Raw genomic sequence first — 18,321 nt, 5'->3', positions numbered from 1 at the left:
AACTATAAACTAATTACGAGTGTAGTTTTCTCGCGCCCCGCCGCAACCTGCGGGCGCGGGGCGGGGTGTTCACAGCCGCCCTGGATGCTATGCAGCCTCTCTGTCTCCAGAGGGAATCCATGCGTTCGCTGAAGTCCGTGTCCCGCGAGCAGGTGCTGTTCGCCGCCGTCGTGACGATCGTTCCGATCCTGCTTTGCGGCTTCATGTTCGGCTTTGACATTCCGGTGGCCTCGGCGAAATTTTGGAGCAATCCAAAGAGCGACATGATCGCCATGACAGGGGCCTATCAGGCCTATGTCCGGCAGCCCTGGACCTTCCCGATCACCATGGTCTCGGGCCTTCTGGCCAAGCCGGTGTCGATCGTCTTCACCGACAGCATCCCCTGGCTCTCCGTCCTGCTGAAGGCCTCGGGCCTGGGGCCCTACCTCAACCCGCTGGGCGTCTTCCTGATGCTGTCCTACCCGCTGCAGGCGTGGGGCATGGTCGCCCTGCTGCGGGCGCTAGGGGTGACCGACAGGCTCCCGTTGGCGATCGGCGGCCTGATGGCCCTGCTGTTTCCGGCCTGGATCGCCCGCCAGTTCGGCCACATCGCCCTGTGCGGCCACTGGCTGATCCTGTTCTCGCTGGCGCTGACCGTTTCGTCGGCGCGGCTGGGCCTCACCTGGAAGCGGGTGGGAGGCTTCTCGGCCCTGGCCGCGCTGGCCACGGGCGTCCATGCCTATCACCTCGTCCCGGTCGGGGCCTGTTTCGGCGCGGCGCTGCTGGCCGAGCTGCTGCAGCGCCGCGAGTGGGCGTGGACCCGCGTCCCGCTGGCCGCCGTCGCGGTGCTGGCGGCGGTCGGCGTTCCGGCCCTGATCCTGGGTTATGGCGAGGGTTCGGGCCCCACCGGCGGCGCCGACGCCCTGGGCGTCTATTCGATGAACGCCCTGGCCCCGATCTGGCCCCAGGCCTCGAACATCTTTGGTCAGCACTGGAACGGCGGCTGGTTCGCCGGAACGCTGGCGCCGACCGGCCAGTATTTCGAAGGCTTCCAGTTCCTGGGCGTGGGCGTCCTTCTTCTGCTTGTCGTGGCGCTGGGGCGCGTGGTCAAGCCCGCGGCTCCGCGAGCCGGGGCCGGCTTCTGGGCTCGCTGGACGCCGCTGACCCTGGCGATGCTGGCGCTGACGGCGTGGGCCATCGGCTGGGTCGTCTACGCCGGCTACTGGCACCTGTTCGACGTTCCCAAGCCCAAGGGCAAGGTCGCTGAGATCATCGGCGGCTTCCGCGCCCACGGACGCTTTTTCTGGGCGCCAGGATACCTGCTGACGGCGATCGCCATCAGCCAGGTTGCGCGCCTGCGTCGCCCGCTCGCCTTGGCCCTGCTAGGCGGCGCTCTGGTGGTCCAGGCCTATGACACCAGTCCGCTTCGCCAGGGCGTGCGCGCTGTTTTCGCCGCGCCGGACACCGTCGCCGTCCCGCCCGGCCTGTTGACGAGCCCCGCGGTGCGCAACCGGCCGTGGGTTTTCCGTCCGACCTACTTCTGCAGCCCCAATCCCGGCGATCTGCGGGTGATCAGCCAGATGGCGTTCGTCGCGATCCGCACGGGCGGAACGCTGAACACCTACGCCACGGCGCGGAGCAATGATCCCCTGCCGTGCGACTTCGTCGATCCGGAGGTGGCCAAGGACGCCGCGCCGGGCGACCGGCGGATGACCATCGTGCTGTCCGACGGCAAGCTGGAGGGCGGCTTCCTGCAGGCGGTCGCCCAGCGAACCGACTGCTATCGCTTCGCTCGCGGCGTCATGTGCGGCCGCGATCTCGCGGGGATCGAGGGGCTGACGCCCGTGGCGGCTGGAGAGCTGGGCGTCACGCGCGCGCCCATTTCGTCGATCCATCTGGACCAGCCGCCGAAATCGCCGGCCCTGGGTGCGGGCTGGTCCACGCTGGACCCCGGCGGCAAGGGCATCTGGACCAACGCTCGCAAGGCTCAGTTCCAGCTGGACATGCCCGCCGACCTGGGCGCGAGCGGGGCGATGATCGATGTCGTCGCCATCGGCTTCACCGATCAGCCGTCGCGCCCCCAACGCGTGACGCTCTATGCCGACGATCGGGCGCTGGGCTCGCACGAGGTCGAGGTGTCGACCTTCAACAGCTACCGTTTCACGGTTCCCGCCGAGGTCGCCAAGCCGGGTGAGACCGTAACCTTCACCTTTGATCTGCCCGACGCGCGGGTCAGCCAGAATGATCCCCGGATGCTGGGCATCGCGGTGCAGACGATCACGCTGTTGCGCTAGGCCTCCTCGCCCTGGTGGGCGAAGACCCAGAAGTGGCTCAACAGGAACAGGGCGGCGGTGTAGCTGACCGCCGCGGCGCCTTGGGCCGCCACGCTCCAGAGCGCGCCGTGCGGCAGCACCGCCTTGGCCAGGGTCAGGACGCCCTGGTTCAGGGCGAAGGCGCTGGCCACAGCGATCACATAGCGGACCGGCGCCGAGCGGGCGGGGCGGCGGGCGCGGAACACGAAGAGCTTGCTCAGGGCGAAGCTGACGCAGATCCCGATCGCATAGCCGATGGCGTTGGCCAGGTGCGCGGGCAGATGCAGGCCTACGTCCAGGGCCACGATGATCGAGAAGCCGACCAGGGTGTTGATCACGCCGGCCAGGCCATAGCGCAGGGCCGAGAGCAGGAAATCGCGCCGCGCCGGCGTCAGCAGCGCGCTCAAGCGGCCGCGTCCTCTTTTGGCTCGAAGCCGTAGCGGTCCATGACCACGTACAGCGGCCGGCCCTTCACCTCCTGATAGATGCGGGCCACGTATTCGCCCAGCGAGCCGATGGCCAGCATCTGCAGGCCGAAACTCATCAGGATCACCACCATCAGCGACGGATAGCCGGGCACGTCGCGGCCCCACAGCAGGGTGCGGACCACCAGCCCCGCCGCCGCCAGAACGGCCAGCACCCCCGCCGCGACGCCGACATAGCTCCACACCCGGATCGGCGCGGTGCTGAACGAAGTGATGCCGTCCAGGGCGAAGTTCCAGAGCTTCCAGTAGCGCCACGAGCTGGTCCCGGCCGCGCGCTCGGGCCGGGCGTAGGGGATCGCCTCCTGGCGGAAGCCGACCCAGGCGAACAGCCCCTTCATGAACCGATTGCGTTCGGGCAGCTGGCGCAGCACCTCGACCACCCGCTTGTCCATCAGCCGGAAGTCGCCGGCGTTGTAGGGCAGGTCGACGTCCGACAGCCGGTTGAAGGCGCGGTAGAAGCCCTGGGCCGTGAAGCGCTTCAGCGGGGTGTCGGCCTTGCGGTCGACACGGACGCCATAGGCGACGTCCGCGCCGTTCTCCCAGGCCTCGACGAAGCGGCTGATCAGCTCGGGCGGATCCTGCAGGTCGACGTCGATCGGCACGACCATGTCGCCGGTCGTGGCGTCCAGCCCCGCCGACATCGCCGTCTCCTTGCCGAAGTTGCGGGCCAGGTTGATGACCTTGATGCGCGGGTTGCGCTGATGGTGGGCCAGCAGCACCGCCAGGGTGTGGTCGCGGCTGCCGTCGTTGACGCAGACGATCTCGTAGCCGAGGCCTAGCTTGGAAAGCTCCTCCTCGATCCGCCCGAAGAACAGGTCCAGCACCGCCTGCTCGTTGAAGCACGGCGCGACGATCGACAGCCGCTTGCCCGCCCGCGAGCGGAGCGGGGCGACGGCGGCCGGGGCGTTGTCCTGGACGGGAGCGTGGGCTGAGACCATCCCGATGGTTTAGCGAGCTTGCGCGCGGAGAGCGAGAGGCAGGCGCGCGCTCAGAAGTCGTCGTCGTGCTCCGGCGGGATCGCGGCGTCGGGGACGGCGGGCGGGGGCGGAACCGTGGCGTTCGCGATCCCGGCGACGGACGACAGAGCGGTCAAGGCCGCGAACGGCATACCGCGCATGAATGCTTCTATACCTAAGGTTGTGATGAGCTCGTCAAGCCGGGTGATGGCGGTCAAGCGTCCGCCCGAGGGCGCAAACCTCTGGATAGACAACGCGTCTCAGAAAAATAACCCGGCGTCTCAGAGTCGCCTGGCGCCGGGGACGGGCGCTTGACTCCGCGCGACCCGGTTCCGACGAGGTCTCTCAAAAGTAGAGCGCCTCGACGAGCGGAGTCCCCATGAGCACGACCACGGTTTCACAGAGCGGGACGAGCGCGATCGATCAACTGCTCTCCGGGCAGAAGTGGGCCAGCGCCAATCTGACGATCGCGTTCCCGGCCGCCTCTTCGGACCTCGGCTACGCGGTGAGCGCCACGGATTTCGCGGGGCTATCGGCGAGCGAAAAGACGGCGTTCAAGGCCGTGCTGTCGCGATGGGCGGAGGTCAGCGGGCTGACCTTCAGCGAAGTGTCCGACCCGAAGACGGCGGACATCTCGATCTATTGGTATCGCGCGGCGAGCAACCCCACCGCCCAGATCGCCGAGCCTCTCGATAATTCGGAGCGGGCCGGCGACATCCAGCTGGGCGCTGGCGTGAGCGGCGGCGATCTCTCGTCTCCGGGGACCTTCGGCTATTTCGCGGCGCTTCAGGTGATCGGAGAGGCCCTGGGACTGAAGGCGCCCAGCGCCAGCGCCAGCGGCTTCCCGTCCTCGGACGCGGTGTATGTCTACGACTCGGTGATGAGCCAGTTCAGCCACGCGGGCGCGGGTCTCGGCACGGTCGCCTGGGGCAGCTATCCGCAGCAGCCGATGGCGAACGACATCGCCGCGATCCAGTATCTCTATGGCCAGAATGGCGGCTCGAGCGCCGATACGACCTATTTCTTCAATCCGTCTTCCGATGTCGTCCTCCGGCCGCTGGTCGACGTCAGCGGCAGTGACACCTTCGATTTTGGGTCCTATTCGACCAACCTGACTATCGACCTGCGTCCGGGCGGCTGGACGGACCTGGGTCGCCAGTACGCCGTGCTGGAAAACGGCAATCCGTCGGTCAAGCCGCCGGGCAATATCGTCATGCCCCTCAGCGGCACAGTGATCGAGAACGCCTATGGCGGGTCGGGCAATGACACCATCATCGGCAACGCGTCCGCCAACCAACTGCGCGGCGGCGGCGGCGACGACGTCTTGAAGCCCGGCGCGGGGAACGACTTCCTGATCGGCGGGGCTGGAAACGACACCTTCGACTTTTCCGACGGGGCCGGCGGCAGCAAGGACATCTATGATCTCCAACAAGGCGACGTGATCAAGCTGCGCGATGTCGTGGCGGGCGGGGTCATCGCTCAGAGCAATAGCGGCCTGACCACCGGCCAGGTCTCTCATTGGACCAACGGCATTGTCACCATGCTGTACGTCGGGCTGGACGCGACGCCCGGCGCGGACTTGAGCATCTACTTCGAAGACGCCTTCCTCCTCTCCGAGTTCGTGGTCAGCGGGCAGACGATCCGCTACATCCCCGACTCCGCCGGTCCGCAGGTGATGTCGGTGACATCGGCCGCCGGCTGGAACGCGGCTGGCGCTGTCCTCCACTTCAGCGTCACCTTCCATGAGGCGGTCACCGTCACAGGCGCGCCGCAGCTGGCGCTGACCATCGGTTCGACCACCCGCTACGCCAACTACGCCAGCGGATCGGGAAGCAGCTCGCTCGATTTCACCTATGTCGTCCAGAGCGACGATCTCGACACCGACGGGCTGTCGGTCAACGCGCTGAGCCTGAACGGCGGGACGCTGCAGGACGCCGGCGGCCACGACGCCAGCCTGACCCTCAACAACGTGGCCTCGATGGCGAGGGTGTGGGTTGATGGGGCGGGGCCGGTCGTCACCTCGGTCTCGACGCCGTATCCCACGACCTACAAGCCCGGCGACACGCTGGACTTCACGGTCAGTTTCAACGAGGCGGTCATCGTCACCGGGACGCCGAAGCTTTCCGTGGCGATCGGCTCGATGGTTCGGCAGGTCGACTATGTCAGCGGCTCGGGAAGCACGGCGCTCGTCTTCCGCTACACCGTCCAGAGCGGCGACAGCGCCAGTAGCGTCACCGTCGGCATGCTGTGGGAGGATAACGCCACGCTGAAGGACGTGGCCGGCAACGCCGCCGACTTGACGCTGAACTATGTCAGCCCGGGCGGCGGCGTGATGGTCGACGGCGTCGCGCCCGTCGTCAGTTCGGTCTCGGTCCCGACCAACGCCACCTACAAGGCCGGCGATGCGCTGACCTTCACGGTCAATTTCGATGAGGCGGTCAACGTCACCGGAACGCCGCAGCTGGCCCTGACCGTCGGCTCGACCACGCGCCAGGCCGACTATGTCAGCGGCTCGGGGACCTCGGCCCTGGTCTTCCGCTACACCCTCCAGAGCGGCGAGACGGACGCCGACGGGATCACCATCGGCGCCTTGGGCCTGAACAGTGGGACGGTGAAGGACGCGGCGGGCAATAACGCCAGCCTGACCCTGAACAGCGTCGGCGCGACCTCGTCGGTGCTGGTCGACGCCGTGAGACCCTTCGCCAACTCGGTCTATGTTCCCGACGCGGGATACTACAGGACCGGCGAGACGCTGACGTTCAGCCTCGACTTCTCGGAGCGGGTCACCGTCACGGGAACGCCTCAGCTGGCGCTGACGGTCGGCTCGACCACGCGCCAGGCGGATTATGTCTCCGGCTCGGGCGGGACCACGCTGACCTTCCGCTACACGATCCAGGCCGGCGACCACGCCCCCAGCGGCGTCGGCGCCAGCGGCCTGACGCTGAACGGCGGGACGCTGACGGACCAGGCCGGCAACGCCGCCTCGCTGACCGCCACCGGCGCGTCCAGCGCGCGGGTCGACATGGCGCCGCCCGTCGTCACCTCGGTCTCGGTCCCGGCGGCCGGCGCCTACAAGGTCGGGGATACGCTGGAGTTCGCCGTCGCGCTGGACGAGGCGGTCACCGTCACCGGGACGCCGCAGCTGGCCCTGACCGTGGGTTCGACCATCCGCCAGGCCGACTATGTCAGCAGCTCGGGAAGCTCGACCCTGGTGTTCCGCTACACCGTTCAGAGCGGCGACGCGGATGCGGACGGGATCACGGTCGGCGCCCTGGGGCTGAACGGCGGGACGCTGAAGGATCGGGCCGGCAACGACGCCAACCTTACGCTAAACAGCGTCGGCTCGACCGCCAACGTGCGGGTCGACACCGCGGGGCCGACCGTCAGCTCGACCTCGGGCCCGTCAGCGGCCACCTACAAGGTCGGCGACGCCCTGGACTTCACGGTCAATTTCAGCGAGGCGGTGACGGTCTCCGGAGCGCCCAAGCTGGCCCTGACCCTCGACACCGGCGGGACCTTGGACGCGACCTATGTCAGCGGATCGGGGACCAGCGTGCTGGTCTTCCGCTACACCGTCCAAGCCGGAAACGCCGACACGGACGGCGTGACCTTGGCCTCGTCGATCGTCCTGAACGGCGGGACGCTGAAGGACGCCGGCGGCAACGACGCCGCGCTGACCGGCGTCAGCGTCCCGGGCCTGGCCAACGTCAAGGTCGACGGCGTCGCGCCCGCGGTCCAGTCGATCGACCGCGTCGGGGCCGGCGTCAGCAAGGCGACCAGCCAATCGTTCACCGTGACCTTCGGCGAGGCGGTGACCGGCGTCGACGTCAGCGACTTCGTCGTGACCGCCACGGGGACCGCCGCCGGCGCGGTCACGGGCGTCAGCGGTTCGGGGACGACCTACACGGTCACCCTAGGTTCGGTCAGCGGCGACGGGACCGTGCGTCTGGATCTCAAGGGGGCGGGCACGGGCATCGCCGATCAGGCCGGCAACGCGATCTCGGGGGGCTTCGCCGCGGGCCAGAGCGTCACGATCGACAACACCGCGCCGGCCGCTCCGACCATCGCGGTCGTGGCCGGCGACGACACGATCAGCGGCGGCGAGGTTTCGGGCCTGACCCTCTCTGGCGCGATCGAGGCCGGCGCGACCGTGGCCCTGACGATCGGCGGCGTCGCCAAGACCGCCAGCGTCAGCGGAACCACCTGGACCTACGCGGTCACCCAGGCCGACATCGACGCCCTGGGCGCGGGCGCCAAGACCATCTCGGTCACCGCTTCGGACGCCCTCGGCAATGTCAGCGCGGCGGGTGCGCGGACCGTGACAATCGCCGCCGACGCCCTGACGCCCGAGCCCGAGCCCGAGCCCGAGCCCGAGCCGACGCCGGCCCCCACCCTGGTCGATCTTACCGCCCGGCCCGCCAGCGCCTTCGTGGCCCTGGCGTTGGGCGGCCTGACGATCACGCCCGGCTCGTCCAAGACCGCCAGCGCCACGATCACCCTCCCGGACGGCTCCGCGGCCCCGAGCACCGCGGCCAAGGTCCAGTCCGACATCGACGCCGCGCTCGCCGCCTTCAAGGCGGGGGCGATTTCTCAGGCCGTGTTCGAGCAGCGCCTGACCCTGGCCGTGGCCCCGACCACGGGCGTCGCTCACGACGCCTACAAGTTCTTCGCCGGGGTGACGCCGTCGCGCGCCGGCATGACCTGGCTGATCGACTCCGCCGACAATCCCAACGACCTGACCGACGGCTACTACGCCCGGTTCACGGTCGAGAACCGCTACATCAACTTCGCGGTCAACCTGGGCAAGGTCGGCGAAGGCCGCGCCGGCTTCGAGACCAAGTACGGCGGCCTGACCTTCGCCGACGCGGTGACCAAGGCCTATGGCGAGATCATCGGCGCCAGCGAAGCCCAAGGCGCCGGCGTCGATGTCGCCGCCGCCCTGCGCTACATCCAGAGCCAGGAGGCCTACTTCCGCGCCCTCGGCGGCGACGATCTGGGCGCCAAGGCGGCCATGGCCGGCTACGTCCTCAGCGTCGGGACCAGCTTCCACGTCGGCAAGTACTACGCCGCGCTCGAGGACTACGTCGTCGGCGCCATCACCGCCGGCGCCAGCGCGTCAGCGGCGGCGCCAGCTTGGGACCTGGTGTAGGGATGGAGGGGCGCGCGATGGCGGAAGCCTCGCGCGCCCTTGCTCTACATCGCCACCCGCAACGACGCCTTGAAGGCCCGCGGCGCGCCCGGATAGACCCAGACCGGGCTGTAGGAGCTGGCCGCGTAGCGCTCGTCGAACAGGTTGTCGACCTCGGCCCGCAGGGTCACGTTCGGGGTCAGGCCATAGTCGACCGCCGCCTTGGCCTTCCAGTAGGCGGGCAGCCGCAGGCCGCTGGCGTCGATCGCGCCGGCCCGGTCGCCGACATAGGCCGCGCCGGCGGTCACCGACCACTCCGTTCCGCGTCCCGTCGGGAAGCGCCCGATCAGATAGGCACCGCCCGAGTGTTTGGGCACGTCCAGCACCGCGTCGGTGGGGAAGGCCGTGTCGTCGGCGCGGGCGTGGGTGTAGGCGTAGTTGACGACCACCCGCCAGGCCTCGCCCAGGCTGGCCGACAGGTCGCCCTCGACGCCCTTGCTCTTCAGCCGACCGACGGGCGCCAGGTAGTTGGAGTCCACCGGGTCGTTGGCCAGGATGTTCCGCTTGGTGATGTCGAAGGCGGTGATCCCGAGGTCAACGCCCTTCCAGTGGCCCGAGACGCCCAGCTCACCGCCCTTGCCGCGCTCGGGCGCGAAGCCGGCGCCGGTGCGGCCCAGGCCCGAGTTCAGCACGAACGACTGGCCATAGCTGCCGTGCAGCGCCCAGGCGTCGGTCAGGCGGTAGCGGCCCGCGAGACGGTAGTCGAGCGGCTGGCCCGTCGCCTTGCCGGCGATCCCGGTGCGGCGGTTGCGGATCTTCTGGACATAGTCGTCATAGCGCAGGCCGCCGGTCAGGCTGAGCCGGTCGGTGACCTCCCACAGGTCCTCGACATAGAGCGTCGTGACGCTGCGGGTCTCGCGGTTGTCGGTGAACGGCAGCAGGGCCAGCGCCTGGCCGCCGTAGACGGGGTTATTGATGTTGATCCCGTAGTTGGCCGTGGCGGTGGGATTTCGCCGCATCAGGCCCTCGTGATAGTCGAGGCTGTAGGCCTTCAGGCCGATCGTCGGCCGGTGAACGCCCAGCGGGCTGTCGATCCTTCCGGACAGCTCCATCCGCGCCGAGATGTCGGTGACCGAGTAGTCGCGCTGCCGACGCTGGCGCCACAGGGTGTCGCCGACCAGCCGCGACTGGTCGCTGGAGAAGCCCTTCAGCGAGCCCTCGCGCCAGGCCAGGCCCCCGTTCAGCCGCCAGTCGCCGCTGAGCTGGGTCTCGCCGGTCAGCTGGTGGCGCAGGTTGCTGAAGCGGGTCACGCCGTCGCCGGGCTCGCCGAAGAAGCGCGAGGCGGGCAGGGCGGTCGCGTTCCCGTTCACCGCCGGCTGGCCCCGGTCGAACGGCGTGTCGAAGCGGGTCCATTCGCCGACATAGGTCAGGCGCGTCCGGTCGCTGGGGCGCCAGGTCAGCGACGGGGCGACCGTCGCGCGGTCCATCTTCACATAGTCGCGCCAGCCGTCCGAATGCTCGCGCGCCACGACCAGGCGGGCGGCGAGCGTCTGACCCAGAGGCCCGCCGATGTCGAGCTCGCCCCGACGCAGGCCGAACGAGCCGACCGTCGCGGCCGCCTCGAGCTTGCGGGTGAAGGTCGGGGTCTTGGAGACGATGTTGACGCGGCCCGCCGGGTCGATGTCGCCGAACAGGGCGCCGGCCGGACCCTTCAGCAGCTCGACGCGCTCGGCCACGGCCGGATCGCGGGGCGGGGCCAGGCCTCGGTTGGCCAGGAAGCCGTCGACATAGTACTCGGCCCCGCCGTCGGGCGTGCCCAGGAAGCCGCGGATGGCGAAGTTGTCCATCACCCCGCCGCGGTTGTTCTGCTGGCTGACGCCGCTGACCAGCTCCAGCACGTCGGCCAGGCGCGTGGCGCCGACGGCCTCGATCAGGTCGTGCTCGACCGAGCGGCTGGACGGCGACATGCGCTGGGTCACCGCACCCGCGCCCAGGGTCAGGTCGGCCGGATCGGCGCGGCGGCCCAGGATGACGATCTCGTCGACGGCGCTCTCGGGAGGCGGGGCGGCGGCGTCGGCGCCCGCGGTCGCGAGCAGGCAGGCGGCGGCGCAGCTGGAAAGCAGAGGCAACTCAAGGCTCCGTTGTAATGTTATAAAGTATCGGCTAAGCGAGCGGGGCCATGCTGTCAACGCCTCTCGCTTCCCCCATCGCCGCCACCCGCCGCATCGCCTCGATCGACGCCCTCAGAGGCTTCGTCATGCTGCTGATGCTGGTGGACCACACACGCGAGGCCTTCTTCATCCACGCCCAGGTCTCCGACCCGATGGACCTGTCGACGACGTCGCCGTCGCTGTTCTTCACGCGGCTATCGGCGCACCTGTGCGCGCCGGTGTTCGTGGCCCTGACCGGCGTGTCGGCCTGGCTATACGGCCAGAAGGCGGGCGGGGCCGGGGCGGCGGCCGGCTTCCTGTTCAAGCGGGGCCTGTTCCTGGTGGCGCTGGAAGTCACCCTGGTGAACTTCGGCTGGACGTTCTCGCTGACGCCTAAACTCGTCTATCTGCAGGTGATCTGGGCCATCGGCCTGTCGATGATCGCGCTGGCGGCCCTGGTCCGCCTACCGCGCCCCGCCCTGATCGCCGTCGGCCTCGTGATCTTGCTGGGCCACAACCTGCTGGACCCGATCACCATTCCCAAGGGCGCGCCGGGGCACGTGCTCTGGGCGATCCTGCACGACCGGGGTTTGATCGACCTGCCGTGGGGCGGCCAGGCGCGGACCTCATACCCGATCCTCCCATGGATCGGCGTCGCGGCGCTCGGCTATGCGATCGGGCCGTGGTTCAAGCTGGAGGCCGAGGCGCGTCGGCGGCGGCTGCGGGTCCTGGCGGCAGGGGCGCTGGCGCTGCTGGCGGTCCTGCGCGCGATCAACCTCTACGGCGACCCTACGCCCTGGAGCCCGGGCGCCACGCCGCTGCTGACGGTCATGAGCGTGCTGAACCTCACCAAGTACCCGCCCTCGGCCGATTTCCTGCTACTGACCCTGAGCGTCGGCGCGATCCTGCTGGCGGCCCTGGAGCGCGCGCCCGAGCGGCTGACCGCCGTGCTCGTCGCCTTCGGCGGCGCGCCGCTGTTCTTCTATCTCGTCCACATCTACAGCCTGAACCTGCTGAACCTCGGCGCGCTAGCCGTCCTCGGCCCCAACCACGGCGAGGCCTTCAGCGTCCCCAACGTGGCGTCGATCTGGCTATTGGCGGCGGTGGTGGCGGTTCCGTGCGGCTTGGCGAGCCACTGGTTCGGCGACCTGAAGCGCCGCAGCGGGCGGTGGTGGATGAAGTATCTGTAGCGCCCCTTACCACCGTCATTCCCGCCCTTGTGGCGGGAACCTCTCGGTCCGCCGCAGGTGCGATAGGGGCGGACTGCTTAGCAGTCCGCTTTCGCTTCACGTGTCAGTTGAACCAGGGGTTCCCGCCACAAGGGCGGGAATGACGATGGGTTTTGGAGGCTGGGTTTGTCCTTCACCCCTTGCGGAAGAACCCAAAGATCCGCTCCGCCAGGGCCTGGCTCACGCCCTCGACCTTGACCAGGTCCTCGACGCTCGCCCGGCTGACACCCTTCGCGGAGCCGAACGCGTGGAGCAGGGCCTTCTTGCGGCCCGGACCGACGCCTTCGATCTCGTCCAGCGGGTTCTTCTTCAGGTCCATGCTGCGGCGGGTGCGGTGGGCGCCGATGGCGAAGCGGTGGGCTTCGTCGCGCAGGCGCTGCAGGTAGTAGAGCACCGGCGACTTGGGCTCGAGCATGAAGGGCGGCTGGCCGGGCAGGAAGAAGCGCTCGAGGCCCGCGTCGCGGTCCGGACCCTTGGCGACGCCGACGACGGCGATGTCGTCGACGCCGAGGTCGGCCATGATCTCCAGCGCCGCGTCCAGCTGGCCCTTGCCGCCGTCCACGAGGACCAGGTCGGGGCGATTGTCGCTGTCGCCTTCCTCCTCCTCCTTGACCAGGCGAGCGAAGCGGCGGCGTAGCACCTCCTTCATCATGCCGTAGTCGTCGCCGGGGGTGAGCTCGGTCGAGCGGATGTTGAACTTGCGATACTGGCCCTTCATGAAGCCTTCCGGGCCGGCCACGATCATGCCGCCGACGGCGTTGGTGCCCTGGATGTGGCTGTTGTCGTAGACCTCGATCCGCTCGGGCGGGGCCTCCAGCTTGAAGGCCTCGCAGACGCCGGCCAGCAGCTTGGTCTGGGCCGAGCCCTCCGCCATCTTGCGGCCCAGGGCCTCCTTGGCGTTGGTCAGGGCGTGGGAAACGAGATCGGTCTTCTCGCCGCGCTTGGGGACGCTGATCTCGACCTTGCGGCCGCTCTTAAGCGCGAAGGCCTCGGACAGCAGGTCGGCCTCAGCCGGCTGGACATTGGTCAGGATCAGGCGCGGGATCGGCTTGTCGTCGTAGAACTGGCCCAGGAAGGCGGTGATGATCCGCTGCTCCTCGGTGACGCCCTCTTCCTCGGACTCGTCCGCCGCGCCGGTGATGCGGGGGAAGTAGGCGCGGTTGCCCCAGTTCTGCCCGGCGCGGAAGAAGAACACCTGCACGCAGGCTTGGCCGCCCTCGACGTGCAGGGCCACGACATCGGCCTCCTCGACGGTCTCGGGGTTGATCTGGGTCTCCTGGGCGACGCTGGAGAGGGCGCGGATCCGATCGCGCAGGCGCGCGGCGCGTTCGAACTCCAGGTCCTCGGCGGCCTCTTCCATCTGCTTGGCCATCGAGGCGATCACCGCGCGGGACTTGCCTCTCAAGAAAGCCTCGGCCTGGTCGACCAGCGCCTGGTAGTCGTCCTTGCCGATCAGGCCGGTGCAGGGGGCCGCGCAGCGCTTGATCTGGTGCAGCATGCAGGGTCGGTCGCGCGTCTCGTAGACGCTGTCGCTGCACGAGCGGAGCAGGAAGGCCTTCTGCAGGGTGTTCAGCGTGCGGTTCACCGCCCAGGCGCTGGCGAACGGGCCGAAATAGTCGCCCTTGATCGTGTGGGCCCCGCGATGTTTCCGGAGTTGCGGCGCGTCGTGGTCGCGGCGGATGACGATCTCGGGGAAGCTCTTGTCGTCGCGCAGCAGCACGTTGAAGCGCGGCTTCAGCGACTTGATCAGGTTGATCTCGAGCAGCAGGGCGTCGGCTTCGGTGCGGGTGGTGACGAACTCCATGGCCCGCGTCGCGTCGACCATGTGGGCGATGCGGTTGGTGTGGAAGCGCCCTTGCGCGTACTGGATCACCCGCTTCTTCAGGCTCTTGGCCTTGCCGACGTACAGGACCTCGTCGGCCTCGCCGATCATGCGGTAGACGCCGGGCGCGTCGGGCAGGCGCGTGACCTCGTCCTTGATCAGGGCGGCGCCGGTCAGGCGGGGGGAAGAGGGGGTGTCGGTCGTCGTGTCAGTCACGCCCCGACATATAGGCGAGTCCGCGCGTTCGGGCGATCTCCGGGCCTGACATCCGGTGTCAGCAGCGCTACCAGCGACGCTTTCGCGGCAAGCTGAGGCGCGATTTATTGTAGCGTTTTCAATATATTACATTTGATAAGACAAGGAGCGGCGCGCGCCGGCCTCCCGTTCTTGCCGTGACCCGGCGCGCTGGCCGACCAGAGAGCGATCCCGGGTTTCATCAAGACCGGGGAGGCCCCATGGCCAAGCAGGAAGAGACCCAATCGGCCTCGGCGACGACCGCCGCCGCAGCCGCCGACAACGGCAAGAAAACCGAGGACAAGAAGACCGCCGACATCGCCGGAACCCAGGCGAGCGGGTCATCGTCGGGCGGCTCCCAATCCGGCGCTTCAAACGCGAGCAAGGCTGGCGAGAGCCAACAGAGCGGCGGGCAGAGCGCTCAAGCCTCGACCGGCCAGAATGCGACAGGCCAGAACGCCACCGACGGGATCGAGCTGCTGAAGGCCGATCACCGCAAGGTCGACGCCCTGTTCAAGGAATACGAGTCCGCCTCGTCGGATCGCAAGAGCGCGTTGATCGAGGAGATCTGCGGCGAGCTGATCCTGCACACGCGGCTGGAGGAGGAGATCTTCTATCCCGCCTGCCGCGAGGCCGCCTCCGACGAGGAGCCGCTGAACGAGGCCCAGGTCGAGCACGACGGCGCCAAGGTGCTGATCGCCGACCTCTTGGACAGCGACGACAGCGATCCCTATCGCGACGCCAAGCTGAAGGTGCTGGCCGAACAGGTCCGGCATCACGTGGCCGAGGAGGAGAAGGCCGGTTCGGGCATCTTCGCCAAGGCCAAGGCGGCGGGCGTCGACACCCAGGCGTTGGGGCGCGAGCTGCGCCGGCGCAAGGACGAGCTGACCCAGCGCCAAGGGGCCCCGTGGCCCACCGCCCTGGTGTCGCTTGACCTTTCCGAACTCTCCGAAGGCCAACCACAGGAGGAATACATGGCCAGACAGCAAGGCGGTCGAGACCGCGACGAACAAGGCCGCTTCACCAGCGACGACCGGGGACGGTCGCGCGGCGGCCAGGACGATGATCGGGGCGGCTACCGCTCGCGCGGCGGACGCGACGACAATGATGGTCGCGGCTGGTACGGCGATTCCCAGGGCCACTCCGAAGCCTCGCGCCGGGGCTGGGAATCGCGTGGCGGCGGCGAGTCCCGCAGCTTCCGCGACGACGATGACGATCGCGGCTACCGCTCGCGCGGCGGCAATGATCGAGAGCGCGACGACAACGGTCGCTTCATGAGCGAGGACGACGATCGCGGCGGACGCGGTGGTCGGAGCGGCAGTGGCGGCGGTGGCCGCGGCCAGGGCGGCTGGTTCGGCGACAGCGAGGGCCATTCTCGCGCCGCCCGTCGCGGCTGGGACGAGGACGACCGCGGCGGCGGCTACCGCTCGCGCGGCAATGACCGCGACGAATACGGCCGCTTCACCAGCGACGACGATCGCGGCGGCTACCGCTCGCGCGGCGGTCGCGACGACGATGACCGCGGCGGTCGCGGACAAGGCGGCTGGTTCGGCGACAGCCGGGGCCATTCCGAAGCCGCTCGCAGGGGGTGGGAAGACCGCGACGGCGGCTACCGCTCGCGCGGCGGCCGTGACGACGATGACCGTGGCGACCGCGGGCAGGGCGGCTGGTTCGGCGACAGCCGGGGCCATTCCGATGCGGCCCGCAAGGGCTGGGAAGACCGCGACAGCGGCTATCGCTCGCGCGGCGGGCGTGACGACGATGACGATCGCGGCGGTCGCGGCCGGAGCAGCGGCGGCGGTGGTGGTCGCGGCCGAGGCCAGGGCGGCTGGTTCGGCGACAGCGAAGGCCATGCCGAGGCGGCCCGACGGGGGTGGGAAGACCGGCGCTAGATTACACTTCTAGCGATGTCGTAGCGTCGCGCTCGTGGCTCCAGCCGCGGGCGCGTCGTCGCGCAACGGGGGCGACGGCCAGTTCGTCTTCGCCATGCGTATGGCCCGCCCGAGCCGGAACCGCGTCAATCGCGCTGGCAAAGGGTAACCACCGGGCGATGAACCTTCGATCGCGTCAGGCGCTGGGCGTTACAGAGTAGGTCTCGTCGCCGTCGATAGCGATGTCAATGTGCTTGGCCTTGAGGTCCAGCAGCATCGCCACAACGCCTGGCACCTCGTCTTTGGGCACATTTGTATAGCCGTTCAGGCCACCGGGGACTGGGTCGGTCATTGGGTCACCTTGTCGAAGTTGGGATCTTTGCTTTTGGCGCAGCCGACCAGCGCCGTCCGCTGGTCGCCGCTGAGCTTATTCTCACCGTCCATCACGGCGCCGTAGAGGTCGTTCAATGTCGGGGCTGGGCCGATGACCCCCTTGGCGCACTCAAGCAGAATGTCGCGGTGCTTGGGGTCGATGTGCAGCTTGTCCGGCAGCAGATAGTTGAAAAGGGCCTTGTGCGAGGCGTCGGTGGCGTAGCGCACCATCTTGACGCTCGCGATCTGCTTTTGGGCGACGTCGTTCTTGACGCCGGCGTCGTTGGCGACCTGGGCCAGGGCGCCGTTCAAGGTGCCGGCGGCATAGTAGGCCTTCAGGTCCGACAGCGCCGCGTCCAGGGAATAGTCGGCGTCCGCGCGCGTCTTGCCCTCGACGATGCGGGCCATGACCACGGTGCGGGAAGCGTCCATCTGGGTGACCAGCACCGGCAGGGTCTTGCTGAGGAAGAGCTCCCTGTCGACGCTGCCGCGCAGCCCCAGGACCACGCTGGCATAGGTGGTCAGGTGCGTCTTGGTTCGCGCGCTCTTGGCCAGGGTCGCCGCCGCCGCGAGGCCGGAGGTCGCGATGTCGGAGCCGACGGCGAAGGTCTTCTGGTCGGTGGAAAGGCCCTGGGCGAATACGCCATAGCTGGTGTCGATCGCCGCCACGCAGCTGTCGATGAAGGCGTTTCGCGCGGCGGCGCGCTTGGGGTCGGCGGTTTCCTTGTCGTAGTTGGCGCGCGTCGGCGCGGCGCCCTTGGCGGTCACCGGACAGGCCGAAACCGCGGCCGCGTCGATCGTCGTGTCAGGCGAACCCTTGAAGCCACCGGCGCAACCGCCCAGGCCGGCGGCCATCAGCAAGGCCATGGCTCGCATCGTGGTGATACGCATTCTTCGCCCCCTTTGGAAGAACACCGATATTCCACTGTTGCACTAACTTTTAAAAGAAACAACCATCAAGTGTTTTTGACACCCTGGGTCATGTGGCCTACGCCGCCTCCATGACCACGCGCAGCCTCTTCGCCACCCCGATCTATCAAGCCAGTCTCGCCGGCGAGAAGGGCTTCGAGGCCTTCATCGACGACCTGCACGACGCCTGCGTCGCCATCGCCGAGGAGGACGAGGCCGGCCAGGCCTGGGCCTATAACAAGGGCTATCTGGGCTACACCTCCTACGCGTCGCTGAACGACCTGCCGCAGCGCGACAGCCTGTTCGCGGACCTGAAGAAGAAGCTCGACAAGCACGCGGCGGCCTTCGCCAAGGAGCTCTGCTTCGACCTGGGCGCCGGCAAGCTGGTCATGGACAGCTTCTGGATCAACATCCTGGAGCCGGGCGGCCAGCACACCGGCCACATCCACCCGCACAGCGTCATCTCCGGCACGATCTATGTGACCATCCCGCCGGGCGCCTCGGCCCTGAAGTTCGAGGATCCGCGCCTGCCGATGATGATGGCCGCGCCCAACCGCCTGGCCGACGCGCCCGAGAGCCTGCAGCCTTTCGTCTACGTCCAGCCGGCGCCGGGGACGATCCTGATGTGGGAAAGCTGGCTGCGCCACGAGGTGACGCCGAACCAGGCCGACGAGCAGCGGATCAGTGTCAGCTTCAACTACGCCTGGCGGTAGGCGGCTTCGGTTTCTCCAGCGCTCCTCCCTCCGATCTTCCCGGCGAATGCCGGGATCCAGATCGAACGCACGAGTGACGATCCGGCTGGCGACGGGTGCTGGCGCGTCATCCCCAGCCGCTCCGGATGAATCTGGGCCCCGGCATTCGCCGGGGAGGTCGG

Annotated in this window: 12 protein-coding genes; 5 read left to right on the top strand and 7 right to left on the bottom strand. The window is 68.7% G+C overall.

Going from position 1 to position 18,321, the window contains the following annotated elements:
* The first annotated feature begins 119 nt into the window (after nt 1-119).
* The gene (locus tag Q0379_RS23300) at nt 120-2,273 is read left to right on the top strand and encodes a DUF6311 domain-containing protein (RefSeq protein WP_299017458.1); all 2,154 of its coding nucleotides are present in this window, start codon (nt 120-122) and stop codon (nt 2,271-2,273) included.
* Here the strand turns inward: Q0379_RS23300 and Q0379_RS23295 are convergent.
* The 3 genes from Q0379_RS23295 to Q0379_RS23285 are packed head-to-tail and all read right to left on the bottom strand — an operon-like array spanning nt 2,270 to nt 3,950.
* Nucleotides 2,270-2,698 carry a GtrA family protein gene (locus Q0379_RS23295; RefSeq protein WP_299017455.1) on the bottom strand — a complete coding sequence of 143 codons (429 nt, stop codon included), beginning with the start codon at nt 2,696-2,698 and terminating at the stop codon, nt 2,270-2,272. The genes Q0379_RS23300 and Q0379_RS23295 overlap by 4 nt on opposite strands.
* Nucleotides 2,695-3,714, bottom strand: coding sequence for a glycosyltransferase family 2 protein (locus Q0379_RS23290; RefSeq protein WP_299017452.1), 1,020 nt, complete (start codon nt 3,712-3,714; stop codon nt 2,695-2,697). Before Q0379_RS23290 ends, Q0379_RS23295 begins: the two co-directional genes overlap by 4 nt.
* A gap of 50 nt (nt 3,715-3,764) precedes the next feature.
* A complete protein-coding gene (locus Q0379_RS23285) occupies nt 3,765-3,950 on the bottom strand; it encodes a hypothetical protein (RefSeq protein ID WP_299017447.1) in 186 nt (61 codons plus the stop codon).
* Between the two features lie 161 nt (nt 3,951-4,111).
* On the opposite strand from Q0379_RS23285, the gene Q0379_RS23280 reads away from it, so the two are divergent.
* On the top strand, nt 4,112-8,881 hold the full coding sequence (locus Q0379_RS23280; protein ID WP_299017443.1) for a M10 family metallopeptidase C-terminal domain-containing protein: 4,770 nt from the start codon (nt 4,112-4,114) through the stop codon (nt 8,879-8,881).
* Between the two features lie 44 nt (nt 8,882-8,925).
* On the opposite strand, the gene Q0379_RS23275 is transcribed toward Q0379_RS23280, so the two are convergent.
* Nucleotides 8,926-10,989, bottom strand: a complete 2,064-nt coding sequence (locus Q0379_RS23275) for a TonB-dependent siderophore receptor (protein ID WP_299017440.1) — start codon at nt 10,987-10,989, stop codon at nt 8,926-8,928.
* 50 nt (nt 10,990-11,039) lie between these two features.
* Between Q0379_RS23275 and Q0379_RS23270 the strand changes: the two genes are divergently transcribed.
* Nucleotides 11,040-12,200 (top strand): heparan-alpha-glucosaminide N-acetyltransferase domain-containing protein, encoded by a 1,161-nt coding sequence (locus tag Q0379_RS23270; RefSeq protein ID WP_299017437.1) that lies wholly within the window; start codon nt 11,040-11,042, stop codon nt 12,198-12,200.
* Between the two features lie 172 nt (nt 12,201-12,372).
* Here the strand turns inward: Q0379_RS23270 and uvrC are convergent, their stop codons facing one another.
* Complete coding sequence (gene uvrC / locus Q0379_RS23265) at nt 12,373-14,289, bottom strand: excinuclease ABC subunit UvrC (protein ID WP_299017513.1); 1,917 nt, start codon at nt 14,287-14,289, stop codon at nt 12,373-12,375.
* Nucleotides 14,290-14,516: 227 nt separating this feature from the next.
* Between uvrC and Q0379_RS23260 the strand changes: the two genes are divergently transcribed.
* Nucleotides 14,517-16,187: a hemerythrin domain-containing protein gene (locus tag Q0379_RS23260; RefSeq protein WP_299017434.1), complete on the top strand. Its 1,671-nt coding sequence runs from the start codon at nt 14,517-14,519 to the stop codon at nt 16,185-16,187.
* Between the two features lie 175 nt (nt 16,188-16,362).
* Here the strand turns inward: Q0379_RS23260 and Q0379_RS23255 are convergent, their stop codons facing one another.
* A complete protein-coding gene (locus Q0379_RS23255) occupies nt 16,363-16,518 on the bottom strand; it encodes a hypothetical protein (RefSeq protein WP_299017432.1) in 156 nt (51 codons plus the stop codon).
* Nucleotides 16,515-17,429 (bottom strand): hypothetical protein, encoded by a 915-nt coding sequence (locus tag Q0379_RS23250; RefSeq protein WP_299017429.1) that lies wholly within the window; start codon nt 17,427-17,429, stop codon nt 16,515-16,517. The genes Q0379_RS23255 and Q0379_RS23250 overlap by 4 nt, the downstream gene beginning before the upstream one ends.
* Before the next feature lie 110 nt (nt 17,430-17,539).
* Between Q0379_RS23250 and Q0379_RS23245 the strand changes: the two genes are divergently transcribed.
* Nucleotides 17,540-18,160, top strand: a complete 621-nt coding sequence (locus Q0379_RS23245; RefSeq protein WP_299017426.1) for a TIGR02466 family protein — start codon at nt 17,540-17,542, stop codon at nt 18,158-18,160.
* Nucleotides 18,161-18,321 lie beyond the last annotated feature (161 nt).

Source organism: uncultured Caulobacter sp. (assembly GCF_937900395.1).
Classification (GTDB): domain Bacteria; phylum Pseudomonadota; class Alphaproteobacteria; order Caulobacterales; family Caulobacteraceae; genus Caulobacter.
Note: the sequence above shows the minus strand (reverse complement) of the source record. Positions and strands in the feature narration are given on the sequence as shown.

Excerpts from the sequence above, each read along its gene's own strand:
- Q0379_RS23300 (WP_299017458.1), top strand. The coding sequence starts at position 120 with ATGCGTTCGCTGAAGTCCGTGTCCCGCGAGCAGGTGCTGTTCGCCGCC.
- Q0379_RS23290 (WP_299017452.1), bottom strand. The coding sequence starts at position 3,714 with ATGGTCTCAGCCCACGCTCCCGTCCAGGACAACGCCCCGGCCGCCGTC.
- Q0379_RS23280 (WP_299017443.1), top strand. The coding sequence starts at position 4,112 with ATGAGCACGACCACGGTTTCACAGAGCGGGACGAGCGCGATCGATCAA.
- Q0379_RS23270 (WP_299017437.1), top strand. The coding sequence starts at position 11,040 with ATGCTGTCAACGCCTCTCGCTTCCCCCATCGCCGCCACCCGCCGCATC.
- Q0379_RS23260 (WP_299017434.1), top strand. The coding sequence starts at position 14,517 with ATGGCCAAGCAGGAAGAGACCCAATCGGCCTCGGCGACGACCGCCGCC.
- Q0379_RS23255 (WP_299017432.1), bottom strand. The coding sequence starts at position 16,518 with ATGACCGACCCAGTCCCCGGTGGCCTGAACGGCTATACAAATGTGCCC.
- Q0379_RS23250 (WP_299017429.1), bottom strand. The coding sequence starts at position 17,429 with ATGCGTATCACCACGATGCGAGCCATGGCCTTGCTGATGGCCGCCGGC.
- Q0379_RS23245 (WP_299017426.1), top strand. The coding sequence starts at position 17,540 with ATGACCACGCGCAGCCTCTTCGCCACCCCGATCTATCAAGCCAGTCTC.